Source organism: Kitasatospora sp. NPDC088346 (assembly GCF_044740765.1).
Lineage (GTDB): Bacteria > Actinomycetota > Actinomycetes > Streptomycetales > Streptomycetaceae > Kitasatospora.
Map to the genome: position 1 here is coordinate 1 of NZ_JBIURH010000051.1, position 21,023 is coordinate 21,023.

At 72.6% G+C, this 21,023-nt stretch carries 24 protein-coding genes; 6 read left to right on the forward strand and 18 right to left on the reverse strand.

All coding sequences use genetic code 11. The features are described 5' to 3' along the window. Window positions 1–92: 92 nt before the first annotated feature. Window positions 93–1,052, reverse strand: a complete 960-nt coding sequence (locus ACIOFR_RS35555; protein WP_401003889.1) for an AAA family ATPase — start codon at window positions 1,050–1,052, stop codon at window positions 93–95. A 619-nt stretch (window positions 1,053–1,671) separates the two neighbouring features. Between ACIOFR_RS35555 and ACIOFR_RS35560 the strand changes: the two genes are divergently transcribed. Further along, a complete protein-coding gene (locus ACIOFR_RS35560; protein WP_401003890.1) occupies window positions 1,672–1,917 on the forward strand; it encodes a hypothetical protein in 246 nt (81 codons plus the stop codon). Then, a complete protein-coding gene (locus tag ACIOFR_RS35565) occupies window positions 1,914–2,264 on the forward strand; it encodes a type II toxin-antitoxin system PemK/MazF family toxin (protein WP_401003892.1) in 351 nt (116 codons plus the stop codon). The genes ACIOFR_RS35560 and ACIOFR_RS35565 overlap by 4 nt, the downstream gene beginning before the upstream one ends. A 99-nt stretch (window positions 2,265–2,363) precedes the next feature. Here ACIOFR_RS35565 and ACIOFR_RS35570 read toward each other — a convergent pair whose 3' ends face one another. The 13 genes from ACIOFR_RS35570 to ACIOFR_RS35630 all read right to left on the reverse strand — a co-directional run bounded on the left by ACIOFR_RS35570 (window position 2,364) and on the right by ACIOFR_RS35630 (window position 11,731). Beyond that, entirely contained in the window at window positions 2,364–2,639 is a 276-nt protein-coding gene (locus ACIOFR_RS35570) for a hypothetical protein (protein WP_401003893.1), read from the reverse strand. A 52-nt stretch (window positions 2,640–2,691) separates the two neighbouring features. Then, window positions 2,692–2,880, reverse strand: coding sequence for a hypothetical protein (locus tag ACIOFR_RS35575; RefSeq protein ID WP_401003895.1), 189 nt, complete (start codon window positions 2,878–2,880; stop codon window positions 2,692–2,694). 147 nt (window positions 2,881–3,027) lie between these two features. Continuing rightward, on the reverse strand, window positions 3,028–5,445 hold the full coding sequence (locus ACIOFR_RS35580; protein WP_401003896.1) for a hypothetical protein: 2,418 nt from the start codon (window positions 5,443–5,445) through the stop codon (window positions 3,028–3,030). Between the two features lie 261 nt (window positions 5,446–5,706). Continuing rightward, window positions 5,707–7,947 (reverse strand): hypothetical protein, encoded by a 2,241-nt coding sequence (locus ACIOFR_RS35585; RefSeq protein WP_401003898.1) that lies wholly within the window; start codon window positions 7,945–7,947, stop codon window positions 5,707–5,709. A 138-nt stretch (window positions 7,948–8,085) separates the two neighbouring features. After that, window positions 8,086–8,610: a hypothetical protein gene (locus ACIOFR_RS35590; protein ID WP_401003900.1), complete on the reverse strand. Its 525-nt coding sequence runs from the start codon at window positions 8,608–8,610 to the stop codon at window positions 8,086–8,088. Then, window positions 8,607–9,176, reverse strand: a complete 570-nt coding sequence (locus ACIOFR_RS35595; protein ID WP_401003902.1) for a hypothetical protein — start codon at window positions 9,174–9,176, stop codon at window positions 8,607–8,609. The genes ACIOFR_RS35590 and ACIOFR_RS35595 overlap by 4 nt, the downstream gene beginning before the upstream one ends. Window positions 9,177–9,212: 36 nt before the next feature. Beyond that, the gene (locus tag ACIOFR_RS35600; RefSeq protein ID WP_401003903.1) at window positions 9,213–9,347 is read right to left on the reverse strand and encodes a hypothetical protein; all 135 of its coding nucleotides are present in this window, start codon (window positions 9,345–9,347) and stop codon (window positions 9,213–9,215) included. A gap of 193 nt (window positions 9,348–9,540) precedes the next feature. Further along, the gene (locus tag ACIOFR_RS35605; RefSeq protein WP_401003905.1) at window positions 9,541–9,897 is read right to left on the reverse strand and encodes a peptidoglycan-binding protein; all 357 of its coding nucleotides are present in this window, start codon (window positions 9,895–9,897) and stop codon (window positions 9,541–9,543) included. 188 nt (window positions 9,898–10,085) lie between these two features. After that, entirely contained in the window at window positions 10,086–10,388 is a 303-nt protein-coding gene (locus tag ACIOFR_RS35610; protein ID WP_401003907.1) for a hypothetical protein, read from the reverse strand. A 47-nt stretch (window positions 10,389–10,435) separates the two neighbouring features. After that, window positions 10,436–10,591: a hypothetical protein gene (locus ACIOFR_RS35615; protein WP_401003909.1), complete on the reverse strand. Its 156-nt coding sequence runs from the start codon at window positions 10,589–10,591 to the stop codon at window positions 10,436–10,438. A 542-nt stretch (window positions 10,592–11,133) separates the two neighbouring features. Continuing rightward, complete coding sequence (locus ACIOFR_RS35620; protein ID WP_401003911.1) at window positions 11,134–11,289, reverse strand: hypothetical protein; 156 nt, start codon at window positions 11,287–11,289, stop codon at window positions 11,134–11,136. Then, the gene (locus tag ACIOFR_RS35625; protein WP_401003912.1) at window positions 11,286–11,456 is read right to left on the reverse strand and encodes a hypothetical protein; all 171 of its coding nucleotides are present in this window, start codon (window positions 11,454–11,456) and stop codon (window positions 11,286–11,288) included. The genes ACIOFR_RS35620 and ACIOFR_RS35625 overlap by 4 nt, the downstream gene beginning before the upstream one ends. After that, window positions 11,453–11,731: a hypothetical protein gene (locus ACIOFR_RS35630; protein ID WP_401003914.1), complete on the reverse strand. Its 279-nt coding sequence runs from the start codon at window positions 11,729–11,731 to the stop codon at window positions 11,453–11,455. The genes ACIOFR_RS35625 and ACIOFR_RS35630 overlap by 4 nt, the downstream gene beginning before the upstream one ends. Before the next feature lie 239 nt (window positions 11,732–11,970). Here ACIOFR_RS35630 and ACIOFR_RS35635 point away from each other — a divergent pair, with 239 nt between their 5' ends. The 3 genes from ACIOFR_RS35635 (at window position 11,971) to ACIOFR_RS35645 (ending at window position 15,904) form a co-directional block, all read left to right on the forward strand. Continuing rightward, entirely contained in the window at window positions 11,971–12,738 is a 768-nt protein-coding gene (locus ACIOFR_RS35635) for a GntR family transcriptional regulator (RefSeq protein ID WP_401003916.1), read from the forward strand. Window positions 12,739–12,749: 11 nt separating this feature from the next. After that, window positions 12,750–13,916 carry a type III PLP-dependent enzyme gene (locus ACIOFR_RS35640; protein WP_401003918.1) on the forward strand — a complete coding sequence of 389 codons (1,167 nt, stop codon included), beginning with the start codon at window positions 12,750–12,752 and terminating at the stop codon, window positions 13,914–13,916. A 575-nt stretch (window positions 13,917–14,491) separates the two neighbouring features. Continuing rightward, window positions 14,492–15,904 (forward strand): hypothetical protein, encoded by a 1,413-nt coding sequence (locus ACIOFR_RS35645; RefSeq protein ID WP_401003920.1) that lies wholly within the window; start codon window positions 14,492–14,494, stop codon window positions 15,902–15,904. A gap of 637 nt (window positions 15,905–16,541) precedes the next feature. Here the strand turns inward: ACIOFR_RS35645 and ACIOFR_RS35650 are convergent. From ACIOFR_RS35650 to ACIOFR_RS35665, 4 genes are read right to left on the reverse strand one after another with little or no spacing between them, the layout of a single operon-like run. Beyond that, entirely contained in the window at window positions 16,542–17,177 is a 636-nt protein-coding gene (locus ACIOFR_RS35650; RefSeq protein WP_401003922.1) for a PIG-L deacetylase family protein, read from the reverse strand. Next, window positions 17,161–17,811, reverse strand: a complete 651-nt coding sequence (locus tag ACIOFR_RS35655) for an HAD family hydrolase (protein WP_401003924.1) — start codon at window positions 17,809–17,811, stop codon at window positions 17,161–17,163. The genes ACIOFR_RS35650 and ACIOFR_RS35655 overlap by 17 nt, the downstream gene beginning before the upstream one ends. Then, window positions 17,808–19,400, reverse strand: coding sequence for a PEP/pyruvate-binding domain-containing protein (locus ACIOFR_RS35660; RefSeq protein WP_401003925.1), 1,593 nt, complete (start codon window positions 19,398–19,400; stop codon window positions 17,808–17,810). The genes ACIOFR_RS35655 and ACIOFR_RS35660 overlap by 4 nt, the downstream gene beginning before the upstream one ends. After that, window positions 19,397–20,380 carry a hypothetical protein gene (locus ACIOFR_RS35665; protein ID WP_401003927.1) on the reverse strand — a complete coding sequence of 328 codons (984 nt, stop codon included), beginning with the start codon at window positions 20,378–20,380 and terminating at the stop codon, window positions 19,397–19,399. The genes ACIOFR_RS35660 and ACIOFR_RS35665 overlap by 4 nt, the downstream gene beginning before the upstream one ends. 147 nt (window positions 20,381–20,527) lie before the next feature. On the opposite strand from ACIOFR_RS35665, the gene ACIOFR_RS35670 reads away from it, so the two are divergent. After that, window positions 20,528–21,022 (forward strand): NUDIX domain-containing protein, encoded by a 495-nt coding sequence (locus tag ACIOFR_RS35670; RefSeq protein ID WP_401003929.1) that lies wholly within the window; start codon window positions 20,528–20,530, stop codon window positions 21,020–21,022. Window position 21,023: the final 1 nt, after the last annotated feature.

Below are 21,023 nucleotides of genomic sequence, written 5' to 3' on the forward strand. Positions count from 1 at the left end.
TGCTCATGTTGCTCTTGCCACTCACTACCTGGACTGCTTCCTCCGGGACTCAACCGTCCCAGTATCAGGCTGTCCAGCTCAGTGGGGGAACTTCACACCGTGGCAAGCAGCTCCTCCGTCGCGGGGACGGAGAGGGCGGCGGCGGCGTGCACGGTCGCGACGGCGACCACGTCGAGTTCCGCGAGGCGGGCGCTGACCGCTTCCTTCAGGGCCCGGGGCGCGGGGAGGTCCTCCAGGGAACTGGGGCGGGGTGCGGGCTCGGTCGGGTGGCGGCCGGTGGCGGTGAGGGCGAGGAGGTCTTCCTCGGCGACCAGGGGCAGGCCCGCGCTGCGTTCGAACAGCTGGTGTGCCAGGGCGTGTGCGGCGGGTTTGCCGAGGACGCCGGCCGCGAGCTGCTGGATCTGTGTCTGGTCGAGGGGGTGCAGGGTGATGTCGTGGCCGCCGACGCCTGCGGGGCGGCGGTAGGGGGAGCCGAGTGGGGCGGTGTGGGTGGGGAGGTCGCTGCGGCGGTAGGTGATGAGCAGGCGCAGGTGTGGGGGTGGGTTGCGGGCCAGCAGGAGGAGCAGTTCGCGGGTGGCGTCGTCCGCCCAGTGGACGTCCTCGACCACCAGCACCACCGGGCCGATCGCGGCCAGCACCTCGTGGATCGCCCGCATCAGTCGCTGTCCGCCGGTGTCCTCGGCTGCGTCGGTCGGCTGGGGAGGAAAGCGGTGGGTGTGTTCGGGCAGGTGGGGGGCGAGGATCGCGGTCGCGGGGCCCAGTTCCAGGTCGGGTGGGAGGTGGGCCAGTCCGTCACGCAGCGCGTCGACGACCGGGCCGAATGGTGACGGCTCGCGCAGTGGGTGGCACCAGCCCTTCAGCACCGGGGTGCCGCTGTCGTGGTGCAGCGCGGCGAGCGCCTCGCTGACCAGGCGGGACTTGCCGATCCCGGCCTCGCCCTCCACGAGGACGACCGCCGGGCCCGCCCCCAGCGCCGCTGCCAGCGCCCGCATTTCCTGCCGGCGGCCGACGAACGCCAGCCCCGTACGACCGGCCGCCACGATCACCACCACCAGACTCCAGTGGCACGGTCCCTAGACCCTCCTGCTCACGGTAGTCCCACCACCAGCCGCCCGCCCTGACGTCCTCCGGCTCGCGGAACAACGACGCCCGCTGCACCCGCCGCCGCCGACGATGACCGCTGGGGCGAGGACGGCCGGCACCTGCTCGGCCTGGCCGACGCGCTGCGCCGCAGGCTCACCCGCTTCCTGGAGGAGACCGAGACCGGCGACCCGGTCGCGGCCTCCAGGAGCTGGCCCTGCGGCTGCCCAGCTACAGCACCCGCGCGTACATGGCCGCCCAGGAGATCCGGGACAAGGCCCGCTGGCCCGACCTGACCGAGCAGGAGTGAGTGATCGCCCGCTCGCGCGAGAGGACCGGTGGCTGCGCCAGGAAGTCCTCAAGCGCTACTGATGAAGTCGGCCCGGGGCGCGGCCAGGCGGGGCCGACACTGCAACGCGGGGTGCAACACAACGACAGCGTTGCACCCCTGGCCTGCGGAAATAGCCCTTCAGGGGGCTCACGGCCCGTGTTGCACCCCCGCGTTGCACCCCCGCGTTGCACCCCCGGCCGGACGGCAGGTGACGCCGCCGGTATGCCAAATCGTATACCGCTGGGTATATTCTACTGGATATGACGATGACGACGATAAAGGTGCAGGCCGAGGTGCGCGACGAGCTCGCGCGCCTGGCGGCCGACGACCTCGGCGGGGTCACGCTGAACGCCGCCCTGGAACACCTACTGACGGAGCACCGCAAGGCCCAGATCCTGGCCGCCTACGCCCGCCTGGAGGCCGACCCGGCGGCGTGGGCCGAGTACGAGGCGGAACTGACCGAGTGGGACGCCGCGGCCGGCGACGGCCTGGGCGGTGAGGCGTGAGCCGCAAGTCCGCCCCCTGGCAGGTCTGGACGGCCGATCTCTCCCCGGTCATCGGTTTCGAGCAGGCAGGCCGGCGACCCGTCGTGGTCGTCTCCAGTCCGCTGTTCGCCGCCTTCCCGACCGCCATGGCCATCGTGGTTCCCCTCACCACCCAGGACCGCGGCCTGCCCCACCACGTCCCCGTCATCTCCCCCCGCTCCGGCCTCAACCGGCCCAGCTGGGCCCGCACCGATGACGTGCGCACCATCTCCGAGCAGCGCCTCATCGGCAGCCGGCCTCTTGGCACCGTCACCGACAAGGAAGCCGACGAGATCCGCACCTACCTGCGGATGATGATCGACCTGTGACACCCCGCCCCGGGGCCAGCGGGTTCGTCGTGCCGACCGCCCGCAACGGGGAGGACCGGCGCAGGCCCTGCCCGACCATCCAGTCCAGCAGCGTGTTGATCACCGACGCCTCGCGGCCCAGACCGTCCCGCCCACCGGCACGTCCTGCAACTCGATCCGCGACCGCCGGTAGGCCACCAGATCGGATTCCGCTGCCGTGCCCAGATCCCGGCCCCGTTCCGCCAGGAACTCCATCATCCGCAGCACGATGTAGGCGTAGTGCCGCAGCGTGTCCTCCGGGTCCCGGCCCAGGTAGGCGAGGTGACGGAACCAGGAACAGGCCGGTTCGACCGGCCGTATCTCGTCGTCCACGAACACCGGCAGACGATCCGGCAAGGCCCGGTAGTCCAGCCGTCGTACGGCTTCCTCCCCGACCTTGCCGAACAGCTCAGGCCGTTCCTGTACGCGGGCTCGGCTGACAAAGAACAGATTCGATCTCGTCGCTGATCGCCTCGCACTCCTCCAGCAGCCGGGTGTGGGAGCGCGAGCCGGGCGGCATGTTGGTGAGGGTGTTGCTGCGGGTCTGGTGGAGCTCGCGCAGGGCTGCGAGCTGGGCGCCACGCTCTATCGCGAACACGGGAGATGGGCTTCCTTCCGGGCGGGTGTCGGTGGTGGTTCGGGGTGCGGGAGGACGGGGCGGGGCCGGCGGCGAGGCCGGCCCCGCGGGCACCTCTGGTGCCAGGCCCCCGGGTGCTTCGTTCATCCGGGGGCCACTTCGTGTCGGTTACGCGGAGCGAACGGAGCGGACCTTGGCGAGGTGCGGCTCGCGGGTCTCCAGAGCGTCGCGAACGCGCTGGAGGGTGGAGCGTGAGGTGCTCTGGTCGGCGAGTCCCTTGCCCATGAGCGCCGCGTGGATCTGCGCGACCGTCGGCCGGGTGCCGAGCGCGTCGTAGAGCGGGCGGATGAACGCCTGGCGTAGCAGGCTGAGCGCTTCGGCGCTCATGGTGTCGAGGTCGTGAGCGGACAGCGCCCGGCCCTGGGCGGGCGGCAGCGCGGGGTGAGCGCCGTCTGTCCCCCCACCTGCGGTGATCTCGCGCTCATGAGAGCGCTCGCCGTGGGCGCCCTGCGCGGGGAGCAGGGCGTCGTGAGCGCCGGGGTGGATCCCGCCGCCGTCCGGCGGGCGCGGGCCGCCCTGCTCGGGGGCGTCGTCGCGTTCACCGGTGAGCGTCGTCTGCGGGTCGTGTGCGTCGCCCGGCGCGGGGTGGGCGTCGCCGTGGCCGGGCCTGAGCGCGTGGGAGCGCCAGATGACGATCGGCGCGATGCACACGAGCGGGATGATCAGCCACCACTTCGTCTGCCACTGTCCGTGAGCGTCCTGCTGGACGCCGAGCAGGTGGAGCTTGGCGAGGTGGTAGGCGATCTGGGCGAACACCATGACCGACAGGGAGGTGACGATCTCCTTGCGCAGGCGGGCGCGGATCGCGGCGACCACCCACACATCGATCGTCACCGGCAGCAGCCAGGCAGCGGTCGAATCGAAGCCGGCCATCACCGCGAGGTCGTGCTCGCCGGACGCGGTCAGCCAGACGCCGGCGCCGAGCGCGGCCCTCGGCAGCAGCCAGGTGATCACCGCGTCCAGGCGGCGCCGGGCCGTCGGGTACCAGCCGCTGCGCCGGGCCGCGGCGGCCGCCTCCAGCCGCAGCTGCTCCGCCCGCAGCCGCTCCACCGCCTCCCGCACCCGGTCGGCCTCGGCCTCGGCCTCGGCGGTGACCCGCTCCGCCGAAGCGGTCGCCGTGTTCACCAGCCGCTCCGCCTCGGCCTGCGCCCGCCCCCGCGCCGCCGCGGCCTTGCGGCCCTCCTCCGCGACCAGCCGCTCCGCCTCACCGCGCAGCGAATCCACCGCGTCCTGACCGCGCTGACGAGCCGCCGCAGCCTGCCGGGCACCCTCCTCACGCAGCTCCACCGCCTCACCCTCGGCCTCCTCCAGACGGCGCTGCGCCTCGCTCTGGGCGTCCTCGCGGATGGCGTCGGCATCGGTGCGGGCCGACTCCTCCAGGCGGGCCCGCAGCTCCTCGGCCTCCCTGCGCGTCTCCTGGGCCTGGGCCTCGGCCTTCTCCAGGATCTCCCGGGCCCGGCCGGCGGCGGTGGCCCTCGCCTGCTCGTCGTCCTCGGTCAGGCGCTCGGCCGCCTCCTCGGCCTCCCGGCGGGCCTGCTCGGCCTCTGTACGGGTCTGCTCGGCCTGCTGCGCCGCCGCCTGGGTGAGCCGGCGGGCGCAGGCGGTGGCCTGGGTGCGGATCTCCTCGGCCCCGACCGCGGCAGCCGCCAGGGTGCGGTCGGCCGCAGCGGCGGCGTCGCGCTGGATGGTCGTGGCGAGCTCCCGCGCGCCGGTCAGCTCGTGCTCGGCCTGAGCGCGGCGGCCGGCGGCCCGGTCCCGGGCGTGCTCCAGCTCCTGGCGGGCCTCGGCGACCTGGTCCTGGACGTCGGCGAGGTCGGCGGCGGCCCGGCGGCGCACCGCGGTGGCTTCGCGCTCGGCCTCCCCGAGCACCCGGGCGGCCTGCTCCTCGGCGGTGGCGGTGATGCAGGCCATCGCCGCCCGGGCCTGCTCCTCGGCGTCGGAGACGATCCGGGCCGCCTCCTGCCTGGCCTCGGTGGGGACGGCGGCGGCGCGCTGCTCGGCGTCGGCCACCAGCGCCTCGGCCCGCTCGGTGGCCTCCTCCAGCAGCCGGTCCGCCGCCGCGTGGGCGTCCGCGTCGCCCTCCTCGCGCTGCTCCCGGGCGTGCTGGACGGCGTCCTGGCGGATCAGGTCGGCCTGGTCGTTGGCCGTGTCGAGGATCTGTCGGACCGCCCGGTCGGCACGCTGAGTGAGCGATTCGGCCTCGGCCTCGACGTCCGCGCGCAGCTGCTCGGCCTCCGCCGCCCACTGCCCAGCGGTCGCCAGCTCGTGGCCGGCGGTCTCGGCGGCGAGCGCGAGAACGGCGAGCGCCTGGTCCTCGGCGAGGGCCAGGACGTCGGCGGCGCGGTCGGCGGCATCGGCCAGGATCGGTGGGTCGGCCGACGGCCGGACAGGGGTGGCGGCGGGAGCCTGGGCCGGGGTCGACGGCGGGGTGGCGGCGGGAGCCTCGGTGCGGTTGGCGGGGGCCTTGGTGGTGGTCGTCTTGGCGGCGCGGGGGCGGCGTGGGGTGGTGGTGCGGGCCGGGGTCATGGCCGGGTCTCCTGATGGCTCGGTCACGGTGAGTGTCGGTGGGCGGGGTGGTGCGGGCCGGTCGGTCAATGACGGCCGATGGGCCCCTCCCGGGTGGGTTCGGGACCTGCCAGCCGTCTCCGGGGGGTGGGGCGGTCTGATTGGCCTGATTGGTCTTCGCAGGTCAGCATTGGTTTTCTGATTGGCCTGCGATCGGCCCCCATTGGCCGGGCTTTGACCCGTGGCTAATGGGTGGCCGATCGCGGGCCGATGGCCGGCCGATCAGTCGCCGCTGGTGGTCGGTTGCTGATAGTGACGGATCGCGGCCAGCAGGTCGTCCCGGCGGATGCCGCGGGGCCTGCCGTCGAGCTCGTCCAGGCGCTCGGTGGACAGCTCGATCCCGTCCCGGCGGAACTGCGCGCCGAAGGCCTTGCCGATTTCCAGCAGCCGGTGCTTCTCCGTCTTGTCGTGCCAGCGGTCCCACCGCGCCGGGTCATGCTCGATCAGGTGTGGGTGGAGCTGGTCGAGGGTGAGCAGCGCGGTGTCCTCGGTGGCGAAGACCTCGAGCAGGGCAGTGAGGATCTCGGGAAGGTCGGGCTCCTTTCCCTCCTCCTCGTCCTCGCCGGCGGTTGCCGGAGCGAAGACGGCGGGCCCGGCGGCGAGCCGCTCATCGGTACGGAGCGTGGCGATCGGGGCGTCGAGGTGGGTGGCCTTGCGCAGGATCGGGTCGCGCAGGCCGGGGGCGATGATGTAGAAGCAGCCGGCGTCGGCCGGGTCCCAGTCGCCGGGGCTGGGGCTGAGGCGGTGCGGCATCCAGCCCTCGGAGACCGCGGTGTCGGAGCCGACCACGAGCGGGACGTCGGCCTTGCGGGAGGGCAGCATGATCCGGATGCCGAAGGTGTCGGCGATGGCGTCGCCGACGACGTCGCTGGTGGCGTCCTGGGACAGCAGGACCACCGTGACCCGGGCCTTGCGGCCGATCCGGCTCAGCTTGATGACCTTCTGCTTCTGCTTCGGCGTCAGCTGCGGGTGCTCGTCGACGATGGCGAACACGGCCGGGGCGTCGGCAGTGACCTGCCAGTTGTCGACGTCGTCGCCCATCCGCTCGGTGCGCAGTTCCGCTTCGCGGATCGCCCAGTTGAGCGCCTCGTCGATCTCCTCCTCCTTGTAGGCGCGGATCGCGGCGAGGCGGCGCAGCGGGCCGAAGCCGCGGCCGGTGGGGTCGATGTCGAGGGCGATGGCGTCGGTGCAGCTGGTGATGTAGTCGACGAGGTTGCGGACGATCTGGGACTTGCCACCGCCGGAGACCGCGATGACCATGATGTTCTGCCCGGCCAGGGTGATCTGGGTGGGCGTGCCGTCCAGGGACGGGCCGAGGTTGACCGGCTTGAGGATGCTGTTCGACCGGGGAGCGTGGACCGGGTGGGGCGGCATCGGGTCGAACGGGTCGCTGAGCAGGATGCGCAGCACCACGGAGCCGGCTGCGGCCGCCTGCGGCTGGGCCATCACACCGCCGGTGCGGACACCGAGCGCGACGTCGAGCTCCGGCAGCCGCAGGACCAGGCCGGAGGGCTTGCCCTTGGTCAGGTGCGCGGTCGCCTTCCAGCCCCACTTCTCGCGGGTGACGTCGGTGACGGCGCCAACGGCCAGGCCCTCGTCGACCAGCGCACGCAGGATGCTCGCGCCGGCCATCGCGGGGTCGTCGCCCGCGGTGCGGATCGGGAACGGCTTGCCGGTGTCGCCGGGGAACAGCTCAAGGTTGGCCTCGGCGGCGGCTTCGGCTGGCAGGGGCTCGGTGGTGAGCAGCTTGGCGGGCGCATCGAGTTCCGGCAGCAGCAGGTCGGCTGGCACCGGGCGGTGGGTCAGGCGCGGCGGGTGGCCGCCGGTCCACCAGGCGAGCCCCGTGGCGGCGAGCAGGGCGAGCAGTCCGATCTGCGGCTGGTGGACGAGGAGCATCACCGTCGCGGTCGCGGCGCCGAGCAGCGCCGCACCCCGGCGCAGCCTGCCCAGGCTGCGGGCGCGGGCGATCTGCCGCTCGGTGGGCTGCACCCCCCGGAACGGCACCTTGGCCATGTCGCGCAGTGTCTTCTCCAGGCGCCGCGCGGTCTCCCGGGTCAGCGTCAGGTCGCCGCGCTGCGCCTGGGTGAGGCCGCCGTCGGCGGCTTCCTCCTCCAGGCGCACGACCTTCTTGGTGGCCTTGGCCAGAGCCTGGGCGAGTTCGGTCCGGCGCTCGGTGTGGCCTTCCAGTTGGGCGGCGACCAGGCGCCGGCGGATCTCCTCGCCGGACTGGTCGGCAGTCGATGCCCAGTGGCCGACCCACTGGCCAAGGGAGCGGGCGCCGTCGCTGGTACGCCGGGCCTGGGCGCCGGCCCAGGCGGCGACGGGGTTCGGCTTCCTCTCGCCGGTCATGTCCGGCTTGGCGCTGGTGTCGGAGCCGCTGTTCTCATCGGGTGGGGCGGTCGTCTGGTGGGGTACGGCGGCGCTTTCGAAGGGCGCCGCGGCGGGGTCGGTCTCGGTGCTCACAGGGGCCTCCGGGCTCCGGTCGCAGGTAGTGGGGATGAGGCGGGTTGGTGGGTCCGGGCTGGGGTGGCCGTCCCGGAACCGGCCGCGCCTTCGGGTGTGCGGGGCGGGCGGGGCCGGGGCGATCGTCACGGGCCGGAGTCAGCCGATGATCAGGTCGCCGAGCCAGTTGGACAGCGGGACGCCGGTGAACGCGGCGACGCCGCCGAGGGAGATGGACAGGCCCCAGGTGGCGCCGGAGAACGCGCCGGAGATCATCAGGGCGCGCTCGCCCATGTTCTTGGCGTACCAGCAGAACGCGACGGCCAGGCCGAAGAGGATCAGCGCGATCCAGCTGCCGCTGAAGGTGAGCTGGCCCTGCTGGGCGACGGCGACGGCGCCATCGCCGCCGACCATGCCGCGGCTCGCCAGGTCGCCGGCCTGGTTGCCGCCGCCGGTGCTGAACCCGGATACCAGGCCGAGCAGGCCGCCCTGGCACGCGGAGGCCAGGACCATCACGCCCAGGCCGAGGAAGTACGGCACCAGGTACTTCTTCTTCCTCAGCGCCGTGAACTTCCGCTTGTGCTTGAAGAACAGGAACGCCCAGGTGGCGACGAAGGCGGCGAAGCCGATCGCGCTGCCAGCGCGGGTGACGGTGTGGGTGATCTCGATGCTGGTCAGGCTCACTGGAAGACCCCCGTGAAGGTGGCGGACAGCAGCGCGAAGGCCCAGGCGCGGGCCGGTGCGTAGGAGAGGGTGCCGATCACGACCGACCAGGCCGCCAGCCGCACGATCGGGCGCAGGACGCGGACGCCGCGTACCCGGCGGCCGACGACCAGGACCCCGGCGAGCGTCATCAGCCCGAGGCACAGGCCCGGGTCGGCGACGTCGGCAGCCGGGGCGACCGCCGTCGAGCAACTGGCGACGACGCCGCGCCACAGCCAGGCCGGGCCGAGCAGCGCGGCGCCGACGGCGCCGGTGTTCGGCCAGGCCTGTACCGCGTTCTTGAGGCGGGCGGTGGCGCGGCGCACGCGCGGCCAGTCGATCAGGTGGTCCGCGTCGTCGGCCTTGAGCGGGATCGCGGCGTCCAGGCGGGCCTGCCGCAGCTCTTGCGCCAGGTCCGCCAGCCCGTCTCCGTCGTGTGCGGGGGCGGGCCTGGTCCAGAAGTCGTCCAGCACCTCCGGAACCTCGGGCTGCTCCGGGGCGGTGGGGTCGTACGGGGGGCGCGGTGGGACCTCCGGGGTGACGGTCACGATGTCACCTTGTGTCCGTGGGCCGGGGCAGTGGTGTCAGACATCGGCGGCCTCCAGCCGGTCGAGGTAGGGCGGGATGAGGTAGGTCTCGGCGCCTATCGCCAGCAGCAGCCAGAAGGACGTGGCAGCGCTGGTGGCGAAGAACGCGAAGAAGAGGGTGTCGAGCGGCATGTGCGCGGCCTTTCGGACGGGCGGAGCAGCGGAGGAGGTGCGACCCGGAACTCCCCAGGCAGGCCGATCGCGTCGCCGGCTTCTCGGGGCGTTCGGTCCGGGTGACCTGGGCAGCCACGGGGCGGCTCCGGCCGCCGCCGACCGGGGTGCGGTCGGCGGCGGGCCGGTCGTGCGGAGCGGTGCTGGCGGCGGGTCAGGCGTTGCGGATGCAGACGGTGTCGACCTTGCGGCCGGTGTTGGCGGCCAGCGCGGCGCGGGTCTGCGGGCCGACGACGCCGTCGACGTCGATGCCGGTGCAGGTCTGGTACCAGGTGACGGCGTCGCGGGTGAGCGGGCCGAACTGACCGTCCGTCTCCAGCTTCGGGATCTCGCCGAGCTGGGCGTTGAGCTGGCGCTGGAGGTCGGCGACGGCCGAGGAGCGGACGCCGACGCTCAGCGAGGTGGTGCGCGGCGCGGCGGCGGCCGGGGAGGCGGCCAGGGTGACGGCGGCAGCCAGGGCGACCGAGGCGACGGCAGCACGGACGGCAACAGCGGTGGTGGTCTTGCGCATGGCGGTTCTCCTTCATGCGGGCGGAGGGGACCTGAGTGGTCCCGGAGCTCCCCTCTCGCCCCCGAACTGCGTGCCAGCACCGCGTTGGAGCGGGCCGGACGGGCGGGCGGGGGATCAGGGCAGCCACGGGGCTGCGGTGGTGTGGGACCCGGATGGGCGACGGGTGGAGCCAGCCGTGCGTCGGGCGGCTAGTCCCGGACCGGGCGGGGGCCGGAGACAGCCCGGCGGGTCTCGCTCCAGCGCAGGCCGTTGCGCCACGGCGACCACGCCTTGACCTGGTCCTGCTCCCACGTGGTTTGGCCGGGGTTGGAGGCGGCCTGGGTGACGTGCCGGCCGGGGACCGGCTCCGGGTCGGCGGGCAGCAGGGTGGTGCGCTTGAGGACGGTGTCGGTCGCGGCGGCGGCCTCAGCGGTGATCTCCTCGGCGGCGGCGACCAGGTCGGACGCGAAGCCCGCCGCCTCGTCGGCGCCGTGGGCGAGCAGCGCGTCCACGCCGGCCGACAGGCGACCGTCCAGTCCGCGTCGCTGATCTCGCCGTCCTAGCGGATCGGCTCGGTGCCGGTCAGCTTGGCGATTCGCCGAACGGTGGCACGGGGGGTGCGCTCCCCACCGGACGCCTCGGCCACCCAGGCCCAGGCGGCAGTGAGCTGGGCGACCTGCTCGGCCTGGCGGCGGCCGGTAAGCGTGCGGGACATGGCGGTACCTTCTGATCGGGTGGTGCAGGGGGATGTGGCTGGTGGTGGGCCTGGGCGGGCCCGCCGCACCACTTCCGGCACCCATCCCTGCATGGGCATGCCAGGACGGTTCCGGGAGGCAGGCGGCGGGAGACTGCCGAACTGCGAGCGAAGGGAGGGAAGGGGACTACTTGCCGGAGCCGGAACCGCCGGCCTTCGCGGCCTGGGCCCTGGCGAGCGCCTCGCGCGCCCAACGGAGCTGCTCGTCCTGCTGCTGGCGCTGCGCTTCCTCGGGGGTCACGACTTACCCCCGTCCGACCGGGCGAAGTTGCGGCGGAGGAAGCTTTCGGTGTCGGCCCGGCTGTACGGGTCGACAGAGTTCACCCGGTTGCCGTACTGGTCGGTGCTCGCCGGTTCCGGGTGCACCTCCCGTGGCTGACGACGAGCCGCCTCCGCGTCATAGGGGTACCAGCCACCGACGGGCGACCCGCTGGTGCCGGACCCGGAGGAGCTGGAACGGCCGGAGCTGCTCGAGCCGATACCCAGGTAGGAGCGGATACCCATCACCGAGCCTCCGCCTGCTGCGCCGCCTGCTGCTGGCGGATCTGCTCGGCCTGCTCCCGGGCCCAGTCCGCGAGTCGGCTGGCCTCGGCGGCGGACCGCATGTTGGCCTCGGCCTGCCGGTTGAGCTCGGCGATCCCACTCTTGAAGGCGTTCACTGGGACGCCTCCTGACCGGCCTGGCCGTTGCGGGCGGTGTAGTCGGCGGCGGCGCTCTGGCAGACGGTCCGGATCTGCTCGGGGGTCTGCGCGGCGTGGATCGCCTGGTGCAGGGCCTGCGCCCGCAACGCGATCTCCCGCGCCTGCTCCGGGGTCTGCTGCGTCATCGTCGGCACCCCGTCATCTGCTGGGCGGCCCGGCTGGCGACGACGTGGTGGGCGAACCAGGACAGGTGCTCCCACCGGGTGGAGGTGTAGGAGGCGTGGCGCTCGGCGAGCTCCCAGACCTTGGCGACGAGCGTCATCACGACGCTCTCGCCGGCCTTCGGCTCGACGGCCGCCAGGTCCCGCACAACCAACGAGAGGACACGTCCCTCGTACTGGACCTGCGGGGTCAACTGCTCCGCTGGGGTGGTGCTCGGCATCATGACGCGATCGGCCATGCTGGACATTGCGGATCAACTCCTCATTGCCTTGAGGTGCTGGTTCGAAGTGGCTCCAGGCGTGTGCAAGACGTCTGGAGCCACGCTCTTGCCCGAGGCTGACGCCTCAGCAAGATGCCAAACGTTTGGCATCTCCAATATGGCGAGAGTCGCCCTCCAAGTCAAGCGATGCCAAACGTTTGGCATCTTGGGCTACGATGAGCCCACACCGTCCGATCAGCTGAAGAAGGAGGGACCTGGTGCATCTGCCGCAGAAGACGGGCTACCGGGAGATCGCTGCCGCGATCCGAAAGGAAATCCTCGCCGGTGTCTACCCGCCGGCCGGCCTGCTGCCACCCGAGTCCGAGCTCGCGCAGAAGTACGGCGCATCCCGCAGCCTGGCCAACCGTGCGCTCGGCCTCCTCGCCGCGGAGGGCCTCGTGCGGCAGCAGCAGGGACGGGGCACCATCGTGACGTGGCTGCCTCCCATGGTCCACTCCTCCGCCCGCTACTCGCAGGCCACGCGAGAGCGCGACGGAGCGCTGGGCGCCTTCGACAGCGAGGTGAAGGCGCTGGGCCTGGTGCCACAGCACGAGATCACCGTTGAGCGCGCCGAGCCGCCGGCGGAGATCGCCGACGCACTTGGGGTCGCTCGCGGGGAGGTCAACTGCGTGGTGCGCCGCCGTCGCCTGCGGGCCAGTGGGATCCCCGTCCGCATCAGCGCCAGCTGGTTCCCGCTGGACATCGCCCGCGACACGGTACTGGAGGAGCCGACAGCCGCCATCAACGGCGGCGTCAAGAGCGCGCTGGCACAGCTCGGCTACCCCCAGAAGACCGCGAGGGAGCGAATCATCCCCAGCCGGCTGCCCAGCGAGGCCGAAGCCGCCCTGCTGGAGATCAGCCCGGAGCGCTCGGTCACGGACATCGTCCACACCGGCCTCCTGGAGGACGGCCGGGTCGTCGAGGTGACCACCACGCTCGCCCCCGCCCACTACCTGGTCATCGAGCACGACTTCCCGCTCACCTGAAGAGGCATCACGTGATCAACGAGACCGTCGCCGCCCGCTCCGTGTCCTTGGCTACGGAGGGGCGGCTGCCCGCGTTCGTCTACGACCTGGACGCCTTGCGTACACACGCCGCAGCCATCAAGGAAGCGCTCACCCCGGGCACCCCGGAGGTCTTCTACGCCGCGAAGGCCAACCCCGACGCCCCGATCCTGCGAACCCTCGCGCCCTTCGTGGACGGGATCGAGGTGGCGTCCGGCGGCGAACTCCAGCATGTCCGCAGCGTCCTCCCGCACGCGCGCCTCGCGTTCGGCGGCCCGGGCAAGACGGACCAGGAGCTGAGCCTGGCGATGGAGGCGGGCGTGGAACGCATCCACGTGGAAAGCCCCCACGAGCTGACCCGTCTCGCCCAGCTCGCGCAGGCGAGCGGCCGCGACGTTGACATCATGCTCCGCCTCAACCTCGCGGGCGACCGGTCCGGCGCCGCACTCGCGATGTCGGGTCCGTTCGGCATGGACCCCGACCTCATCCAGGCATGCCGCAGCATCCTGGCATCCACCCCGCAGGTGAAGCTCCGCGGAATCCACGCCCACCTCGCGTCCGGCCTCAACGCGGACGCGATGGTCCGGCAGTCCGCCGAGATCCTGGCATGGGCGCGCCCGTGGCTCGCCGAGACAGGGGTCGCCGGCGCCCCGGAGTTCAACCTCGGCGGCGGCATGGCCGTCGACTACACCGACCCGCAGAACGTCTTCGACTGGGCGAGCTACGGCAAACAGATCGCCGCCCTCGCCGCCCCCGGCGAAGTACTGCGGATCGAGCCCGGACGAGCCGTCAGCGTCTACGCCGGCTGGTACGTCACCCAGGTCCTCGACGTGAAGAAAGCCCACGGCCAGTGGTACGCCGTCCTGCGAGGCGGAACCATGCAGCTGCGCACGCCGGTCACGAAGCAGCACAACCAGCCCAGCGTCGTCGTGCCGATGCCGGACGCCGCGGGCCCTTCCGTGGAAGGCGAACCGGTGACCTATGTGGGGCAGCTGTGTACTCCCAAGGACGTGTTCGCGCGCCAGGTACCGACCGCCCGAATCCAGGTGGGAGATGTCGTCGCCTTCGCGATGACGGGCGCCTACGGGTGGAACATCTCGCACCATGACTTCCTGATGCACCCGAAGCCCGACTTCGTCTACCTCGGTGAGGAGGGCTGACGTCCTGAGCTCAGCCTCCCGCGAAGTGCCGAACTCGATTCACAGGACAGCCACCACACGCTCATAGCGCCAGGCTCACCCGGCCTGCCGCAGGGCTAGGTACTGGCCGGATCCCTCGTGGCGCGCCGCACCACCTGGTCCTGAAAACACGAAAGCGGCCCCATGTATCCGCCAAGATCCGGGCCGCTCTCGTCAACCAGACAACCTATTGAGCTGTCGTCGATCCGACGGTACCAGCTGCACCCCGCAAGGCGCGAGAGACACCGACCTGGTCGCATAGCTGGGGACACGCGCGGTGCCGGCGGGCTTGCGGCGGCGGGAAAGAGAGCAACCCCGTTGAGCACAGCCGCACTGCGGCCTGCCGGCGTCACTCCGGCCGCCGCCACTTCACCCTGCCCGGGTGCCATCGATCGCCCGCAACGCCATCCTGCCCGTCGTACAGCCCAGGGACATAGGGACCCAGGACCCTCAGCCCCTGTCGGCCTTTCACATCGGGCCCGGCCCGTCCACCCGTCGACTGCCGTCCTTGCCGGCATTCGCCTGGGGGCCGCCCCTGCCGATCTGGCGGTGATCCGGTGAGCCTGGAACCGATGGTGTGGGCGCTCAGCGGTGACGCGCCGGTCGCCGACGTGAACGAGTACGCCATCCTCGGTTGCATGGCCGAGACGGCCGACCGTGACGGCTGCGGCACCTGGCAGTCGAAGGAGACCATCGCCCATCGCGTCAAGGTGTCCGAGGAGACCGTGAAGCGGTGCTGGCGAAACCTGCTGCGCCGGGGGCTGATCGCCAAGGGGGATCAGTCACTGGTCAAGCACTACCGCGCCGACCGGCGCCCCGTGGTCTATGACCTGCTCATCCCCTACGAGTGGTTCAGCAACATCGAGCGGACGAACACCGAACGAGCCCGGCTCGGCCGCGAGCCACTTACCCCTCGGAACCGTCCACCGATCGCCGCTCCTGAGCCCAGGAAGGAGCGGACGGACAAGGGCGCCTCCCGGCCGAAGCACAAACCCGCCGACCAGGGGGCTCCGGAGCGGGGGAACTCACAGACCCCTCGTCGCGGGACCTCCGGACCGCACCACGGGGGAACTACGAGTCGCCGGCGGGGGAACTACGAGTCGCCCACGGGGGAACTTGCAGACCCCCAAACCAGTACCTCCAACCCAACTACTGAACCGGCGGTCCCTCCCGTCCCTCCGTCCCTACCTGAACCTGACGCGCGCGAGTTGAGTAGAACGGATGGACGGACGGATGGCGGCGAGGCCGGACAGCAGATGATCCGGGACACCGGTACGCCGGTCGACCGGGTCAAGGCGTCGACGGCGACAGCAGCGTCGGCCGGCGTGATGCTGTTGCTGGAGATCGGGGCCGCGCACCCGGAGCTGGCGGTGTCCGGGCTGGCGCTGATCGACCAAGGCGCCGCCTTGGACCGGCGGCTCGCCAACGGCTGGGCGCCGGACCACCTGCGGACTGCTGTGACGGCGAATCCGAAGAACGAGCCGATCCGCAACGCCGCCGCGGTGCTCGCCTACCGGATCTCCACCCTGCCCGAGGCCCCAGGCATTCCGCCCGGGCACGGCGCTGCCGGGGCGACCGCTCCGGCAGTGGCGGTACCACGACCGCGGAGTGTCCAGCAGGAGATCCAGAACCGGGCCCAGCACGAGTGCCAGGGCCGGGACGGGTTCTGCGGACGCCAAGTGCCGGTCGAGGGCGCCCTGTGCTCCGCCTGCCGAAAGCCGTGCTCAGCAGCTTGCGGGCGCGGTCCGGCGGAGCCCGCACGCCTGGACGGCCGGTGCCAGGCGTGCGTCCAGGATGACCTGGATGCCGCTCTGCCCCGGTGCGTGGACGGCTGCGGACGCCCGGCGATACGCAGCGACGGCCGCTGTCCGGCCTGCCACCAGGAGACGACGCACCGTCAAGCGGAGGCGCAGCAGCTGAAGGAGGCCAGTGAGGCTTTGGCAGCGCTGCTCGGCACGGCGTCACCCTGAGGGCACACGGCTCGGGGCGGGACAATTTCCCTGTCCCGAGCCTGTGGCGGCCGTACAGGCCATCGCCGCGCGAGCGGCTGCCCCTCGCGCGGGGTCAGCGGCCTCCGGATGGTTCATCGACGCGATGGGCCGGTCCTCTCTGCGAAGGCGCGGGTTCAGCGGGAGCACCACAGCCTGGTACGCGGCAGGCCACCCAAAGCGCCCAGCAGAGCGTGTGCTCGTCGTCGAATGCTCCGGAGGAATCCTGGGCGCCGGCCACCTGGAGGGTTCACGCCCGGCCTCGCGGCCCGCGCCGTATTCGCCGACGGCACCCGCGCGTTCCTCAAGGGCATCCCGACCGGTGACGGCACCGCGGGCATGTACCGGGCTGAAGCCGCGGTCGGCGCGCTGCGCCCGAGTCGGTGGCCCGGCGCTGCTGTGGTCGGTCGAGGCCGGGAGCTGGCTGGTGTTGTCCTTCGAGGACCTGCCCGGCGGCGCCCTCGACCTTTCGCCCGGAGCCGCAAGTGTGGGACCGGCAGTGGATGTTGTCGGCGCGCTGGAGCGGGCGCTGACACCGTGTGTGGGTCTTACGTCCCATCTGGTACAGGGGCGGCGCAGCAGGTGGTGCGGCGGCTGACGGATACTGTGCTACCTGGCGTTACAGGTGGGAGGCGCTGGGCAGGCGGCCGAGCACGGGTAGGGCGGTGAACGCTTCGGCGTAGGTGGCGCCGCTGCGCCTGCCCCACATGCGTCCCATGTCCTCCGCCATCGGTCCGAAGTGGTCGTCGATCGGCTGGGACTTGTGGCAGCGCAGGGCCTGCAGCTTGGTGTCGAAGGTGTCGCTGACGTCGACCATCACGGTGGGGGTGACGAGGCCGGTGGCGGTGAGGGAGTTGTACGTGTCGCAGGTGTAGAGGCGGCGCGGCCGGCCGGTTTCGATCTTCGCGTTGGGCAGGGCCTCGAGGACGGCTTCGCTGATCCTGCGGTGGTCGGCGTGGGTGTCCTGTACGGGATGGGTGATGACGACGAACGGCCGCAGGTCGACCAGCAGCTCCCGGATGGTTGAGGCGTCGAGGTGCTGCGGCTGGTGGAGGGTGGCGCCGAGGACGGCGGCTCCGGCCCGGGCTTCGGCGTCGCGGACCGGGTCGTGGGAGGGGACTGAGATGTGGCCGGGCGCGTGCCGGGCGTGGAGGGCGAGGGTGCCGCCGGCCCAGAGTTCGGCGTCGTCGGGGTGGGCGAGCACGGCGAGCACGGACTGCGGTCCGGACAGCTGGTCGTCAGGGTTGCGCGGCACGCGGGCCTCCGGTGCTTTCAATGGTGGCGGGGCTGGCCGGGACGAGGCGGCCGTCGTGGATGGTGAGGGTGCGTATGCCGGCGGCGAGCGCGGCGGTGATCCCGTCGTCGGCGTCGTCGACGGCCAGACACCGGGCCGGGTGGGCGCCGAGCCGCCTGGCGGCCTCTAGGTAGGCGTCCGGCGCGGGCTTGCCCTGGGCCACGTCGTCGAGGGTGACGACGACGGGCAGTACCTCGGTCAGGCCCAGCCGGTGGATTCCGTGGTGAACAAGCACCGCGGCGGCGCTTGAGGCGACGGCCACTGGGATGCCGACGCCGAGGGCAGCGTGGAGGAGGTCGAGGGTGCACGGGATCGGGTCGGGGTCCGGGCCGGTGAGCAGAGCGGCCCGGCTGCGCGCTACCACCTCTTCCAGCGCAGGAATGGTGAGGCTGACGTCGGTGGCGAGTGCGGCGATGACATCACGCACGGGCAGCCCCGCCAGTTGCCGGTAGCGGTCGACGGGGACGGCGAGGTCGTGCGGTTCGAGGGCTGCTCGCAGGGCGGCGAGGCGGGCGGCGGTGTTGTCGACGACGGTGCCGTCCCAGTCCACGATGACCGCCTGCGCGTCGCCGAGCAGGCCGTGGGGATCGGTCACCGGGGCACCGCCCGTTGATGGAGGACCTGGCCGTCGGGGCCGAGAACGGCGATGCTCCCGGGCGGGGGCGGGGCATCATACGGCCACAACAGCGTGCCAAGGCCAGGCAGGGGGATCGCCCGGTGGCCGGGCGGCACGGTGACCGGGTCCTGGAGGCTGGCGGGGATCAGCACCCCGACGGGGTGCACGCCGCCGGTGCCGAAGTCAGTAGGGCCAGCCTGGGAATGCGGGTCGTGCCAGAGGATGGTGGCCGCGCGACCGTTGGCGGGGCCGCCCCGATCCAGGGCGCGGGTGAGGACCGCGGTGGCCGCGAGCGAGCGGGCCGGGGCGGTGCGCTGGGCGGGGACGGAGGGGGCGAGGCGCACGGTCCCGGCGCCGCCGTCGACCTCTACCATGTCCCCGGGAGCGATAGCCGTTCGGGCGTCAGCGACGTTGGTGACGCAGGGGATGCCCAGTTCGCGGGTGATGATCGCGGTGTGGGAGAGCTGCCCACCGGTGGTGGCCACCACAGCGGCCGGGCCACTCAGCAAAGCGGAGACGGCTTCAGGGCCGAGGGCGTCGCAGACCAGGACGCGTCCTGCGATATCGGTGTCGGCGTCGGGAACGACTGCTCCGCTGCCGGTACCCGGGGAGGCCGCGATGCCGGACAGGAGTTGCCCGTTGGCGAGCACCGGACCTCGGGGGGCGGGGTCGTCGGCGAGCGGGGCGGTGAGCGGGCGGGCCTGGACAAGGTGGAGGCGGCCGTCGAAGGTGATCGCCCACTCGACGTCGATGTTCTCCAGGCCGAGGGCGTCGGCGGCCCAGGCGGCGGTCGCGAGCAGTTCCTCGCACTGCTCGCGGTTGAGGACCGGGGCGTCGGCCAGGGCGGCGGGAGTGTGGAGGTGGAGGACACCGGCGTCGGAGGTCTGGATCTTCGCCCGGGTGACACAGCCCAGTCCGAGCGGCACCCACTCACCCGGCGGCATCGTCAACTCGGCTGGTGTGCCGGGCAGTTGAAAGACCGGTTGGCCGTTCGTGTAAACACTGGCCGGGCCGGCCGGGGTCCGGGTATGGATCTCGCCCGCCTGGCTGCCGTCCACGAGCGGTGCGGCCAGACCGCGGACGGCCTCGATCCGCCAGCGGATGCACCGGCCGCCGGCGACATGGGCGGCCAAGACGCCCGAGCAGGCCGGGCGCAGGGCGGCCTGGACGAGAACGGCCATCTGAGGCAGGGCGGTGGTGCCGAGGGCGTGGCTGTATGCGGCGATCGCCGGGTTGTGGGTGGAGGCGCGCACGGCGCGGACGGCGTCCAGTAGCGCTGCGGGCTCGGCCGGGGCGAACCGGGAGGTGTAGAGGCCGGCGAAGGAGGCGGTGTCCCCGTCTTCGGCGACGGCGGAGGAGCGGGCGATCAGTCCGTACGGTGCGGGGCAGCGGGCGAGGATCTCGGTGACGGCGCCGGCCATGAGGTGGTCGGGGTGGTCGACGGGGATCACCAGGCCGTCGGGGACGGGCAGGCGGGCGGCGGTGAGGCGGGAGAGGGCGGTGGCCTTGGCCCCGGCTCTCGCGGTCTGGAGTGCCTGGTCGAGGGTGGGAAGGGCGGTGCTGGTCATCGGACGGCTCCCGGGCCGAGGAGATCGGCGATGGTGAGGTCGAGGGGGTCGGTGGTGGTCTGCTCGCACCAGCGGCGGGCGGCGGCGAGGTAGCGGTGCCGCTGGATCTTGCGGCTCTCCTCGCTTCCAGCCGCCCACCGGCATGCCTCGGTCAGCGCCTCCACCCGCGCGGTGGCGCGGGGGTTCCCGGCCGCGGCGAGGCGGGCGGCCAGCGTCCAGGCGTCGCGCAGCTCGACGGCTCGCCGTCGGGCTTGGCCGATGGCGTCCAGCTGGGCGCCGGTGTCGGTACGGGCGGTGGTGGTGAGCAGGTCGGCGGCGCGGGCGTGGTCTTCGAGCGGCATCGCGGCGGCGGCCGGTGAGCCGTCCCCGTACAGCGTTCCGGCGCGGGCCGAGACCGTGGCGGCAGCGGCGGCGAGGTTCCCGCCGTCGCGGACAGCGGCGGCTCCGTTGAGGAGGATCAGGTGGGCGTCCAGGAGGTGCCCGGTCGAATCCGGGGTGGTGAGGGCGAGCAGGCACGCGCGGCCGTCGGCGCCGCTGCCCAGCAGGCCGGCCAGGAAGGCTTCCCACGCCTCGTCTGGGAGCAGCCAGTTCACGATGTGTGCGGACATCACCCCGAGGAACGCCTTGGTGGTGTCCGCCAGTTGGGCTCCGGCCGCCTCGCCGCTGTCCAGCCGCTCCTCCAGGGTGAGGAGGGTGGCATCGGCGATCTGCCGGCGCTGCTCGGCGGAGGCGACCATCGCGGTGGCGTAGGCGGGGTCGGCGAGCCTGTGGTGCCAGCGGGTGGTGAGGGCGACGTGGTCGCTCTCGGGGATGTCGACGATCCCCGCGCGGCGCAACCGGCCGTACGGGCGGGTGTCGTCCATGAAGACGGCCGGCCACGCGGTGAGCGAGGTGGTGTACAGGTCGAGTTCCAGGCGGGTGCTTCCGCGCCTGGTGTGCTCGTAGTCGCAGGTGAGCAGGCCCTTCCAGACGGGCTCCACGGGTGCTCCCTTGTCGGGGGTCGGCGGCACGGCGGCCGGATTGGTGACGTTTGGTCAGGTGGGTGGTGCGGAGTGTGAAAGGCTCGGGCCCCTGCCGCCGGGGAGAGGCCGGGCGGCGCCTGGGTGGCCGAGTGCCGAGGAGTTGAAGTGATCAAGGAATCGACGGCCAGTGCGTTCGTCTTCCGCACCGGGGCGGACGGGGTGTGCCGGACGGCTCTGGTGCGGCACCCGCGGCTGGAGCTGTGGCTTCCGGCCGGCGGGCACGTGGAGGTGGACGAGGGTGCGGCCGAGGCCGCGCTGCGCGAGGTCCACGAGGAGACGGGGCTGCGGGCCGAACTGCTGGCCGGACCTTCACTGTCCCTTCCGGCCGGATTCCCGCACACCGCGCCCGTCGCACCGTGGTGGGTAGTTGAAATGGAGGCCTGCGCCGACAACCACACCCGCGAGCCCCACCGCCACATCGACCACGTCTACGTCGCCCAGGTCCGCGACGACGCGGCCGACGCGGGCGCGGTGCACGAGGTGCGGTGGTTCACCGAGCAGGAGGCCGCTGAGGTTGACGGCCTCTCGGAGGACTCCCGCCTCCAGGTGAAGCAGCTCTTCGCGATGATCGCCGACGGGTCGCTGCGCCTGGCGGCGTGAG

What these genes read in the sequence shown, in the direction of transcription:
- ACIOFR_RS35560 (WP_401003890.1), top strand. Translation starts at nt 1,672, where the DNA reads ATGACGATGACGACGATAAAGGTGCAGGCCGAGGTGCGCGACGAGCTC.
- ACIOFR_RS35580 (WP_401003896.1), bottom strand. Translation starts at nt 5,445, where the DNA reads ATGACCCCGGCCCGCACCACCACCCCACGCCGCCCCCGCGCCGCCAAG.
- ACIOFR_RS35600 (WP_401003903.1), bottom strand. Translation starts at nt 9,347, where the DNA reads ATGCCGCTCGACACCCTCTTCTTCGCGTTCTTCGCCACCAGCGCTGCC.
- ACIOFR_RS35605 (WP_401003905.1), bottom strand. Translation starts at nt 9,897, where the DNA reads ATGCGCAAGACCACCACCGCTGTTGCCGTCCGTGCTGCCGTCGCCTCG.
- ACIOFR_RS35615 (WP_401003909.1), bottom strand. Translation starts at nt 10,591, where the DNA reads ATGTCCCGCACGCTTACCGGCCGCCGCCAGGCCGAGCAGGTCGCCCAG.
- ACIOFR_RS35625 (WP_401003912.1), bottom strand. Translation starts at nt 11,456, where the DNA reads ATGACGCAGCAGACCCCGGAGCAGGCGCGGGAGATCGCGTTGCGGGCG.
- ACIOFR_RS35630 (WP_401003914.1), bottom strand. Translation starts at nt 11,731, where the DNA reads ATGGCCGATCGCGTCATGATGCCGAGCACCACCCCAGCGGAGCAGTTG.
- ACIOFR_RS35660 (WP_401003925.1), bottom strand. Translation starts at nt 19,400, where the DNA reads ATGACCAGCACCGCCCTTCCCACCCTCGACCAGGCACTCCAGACCGCG.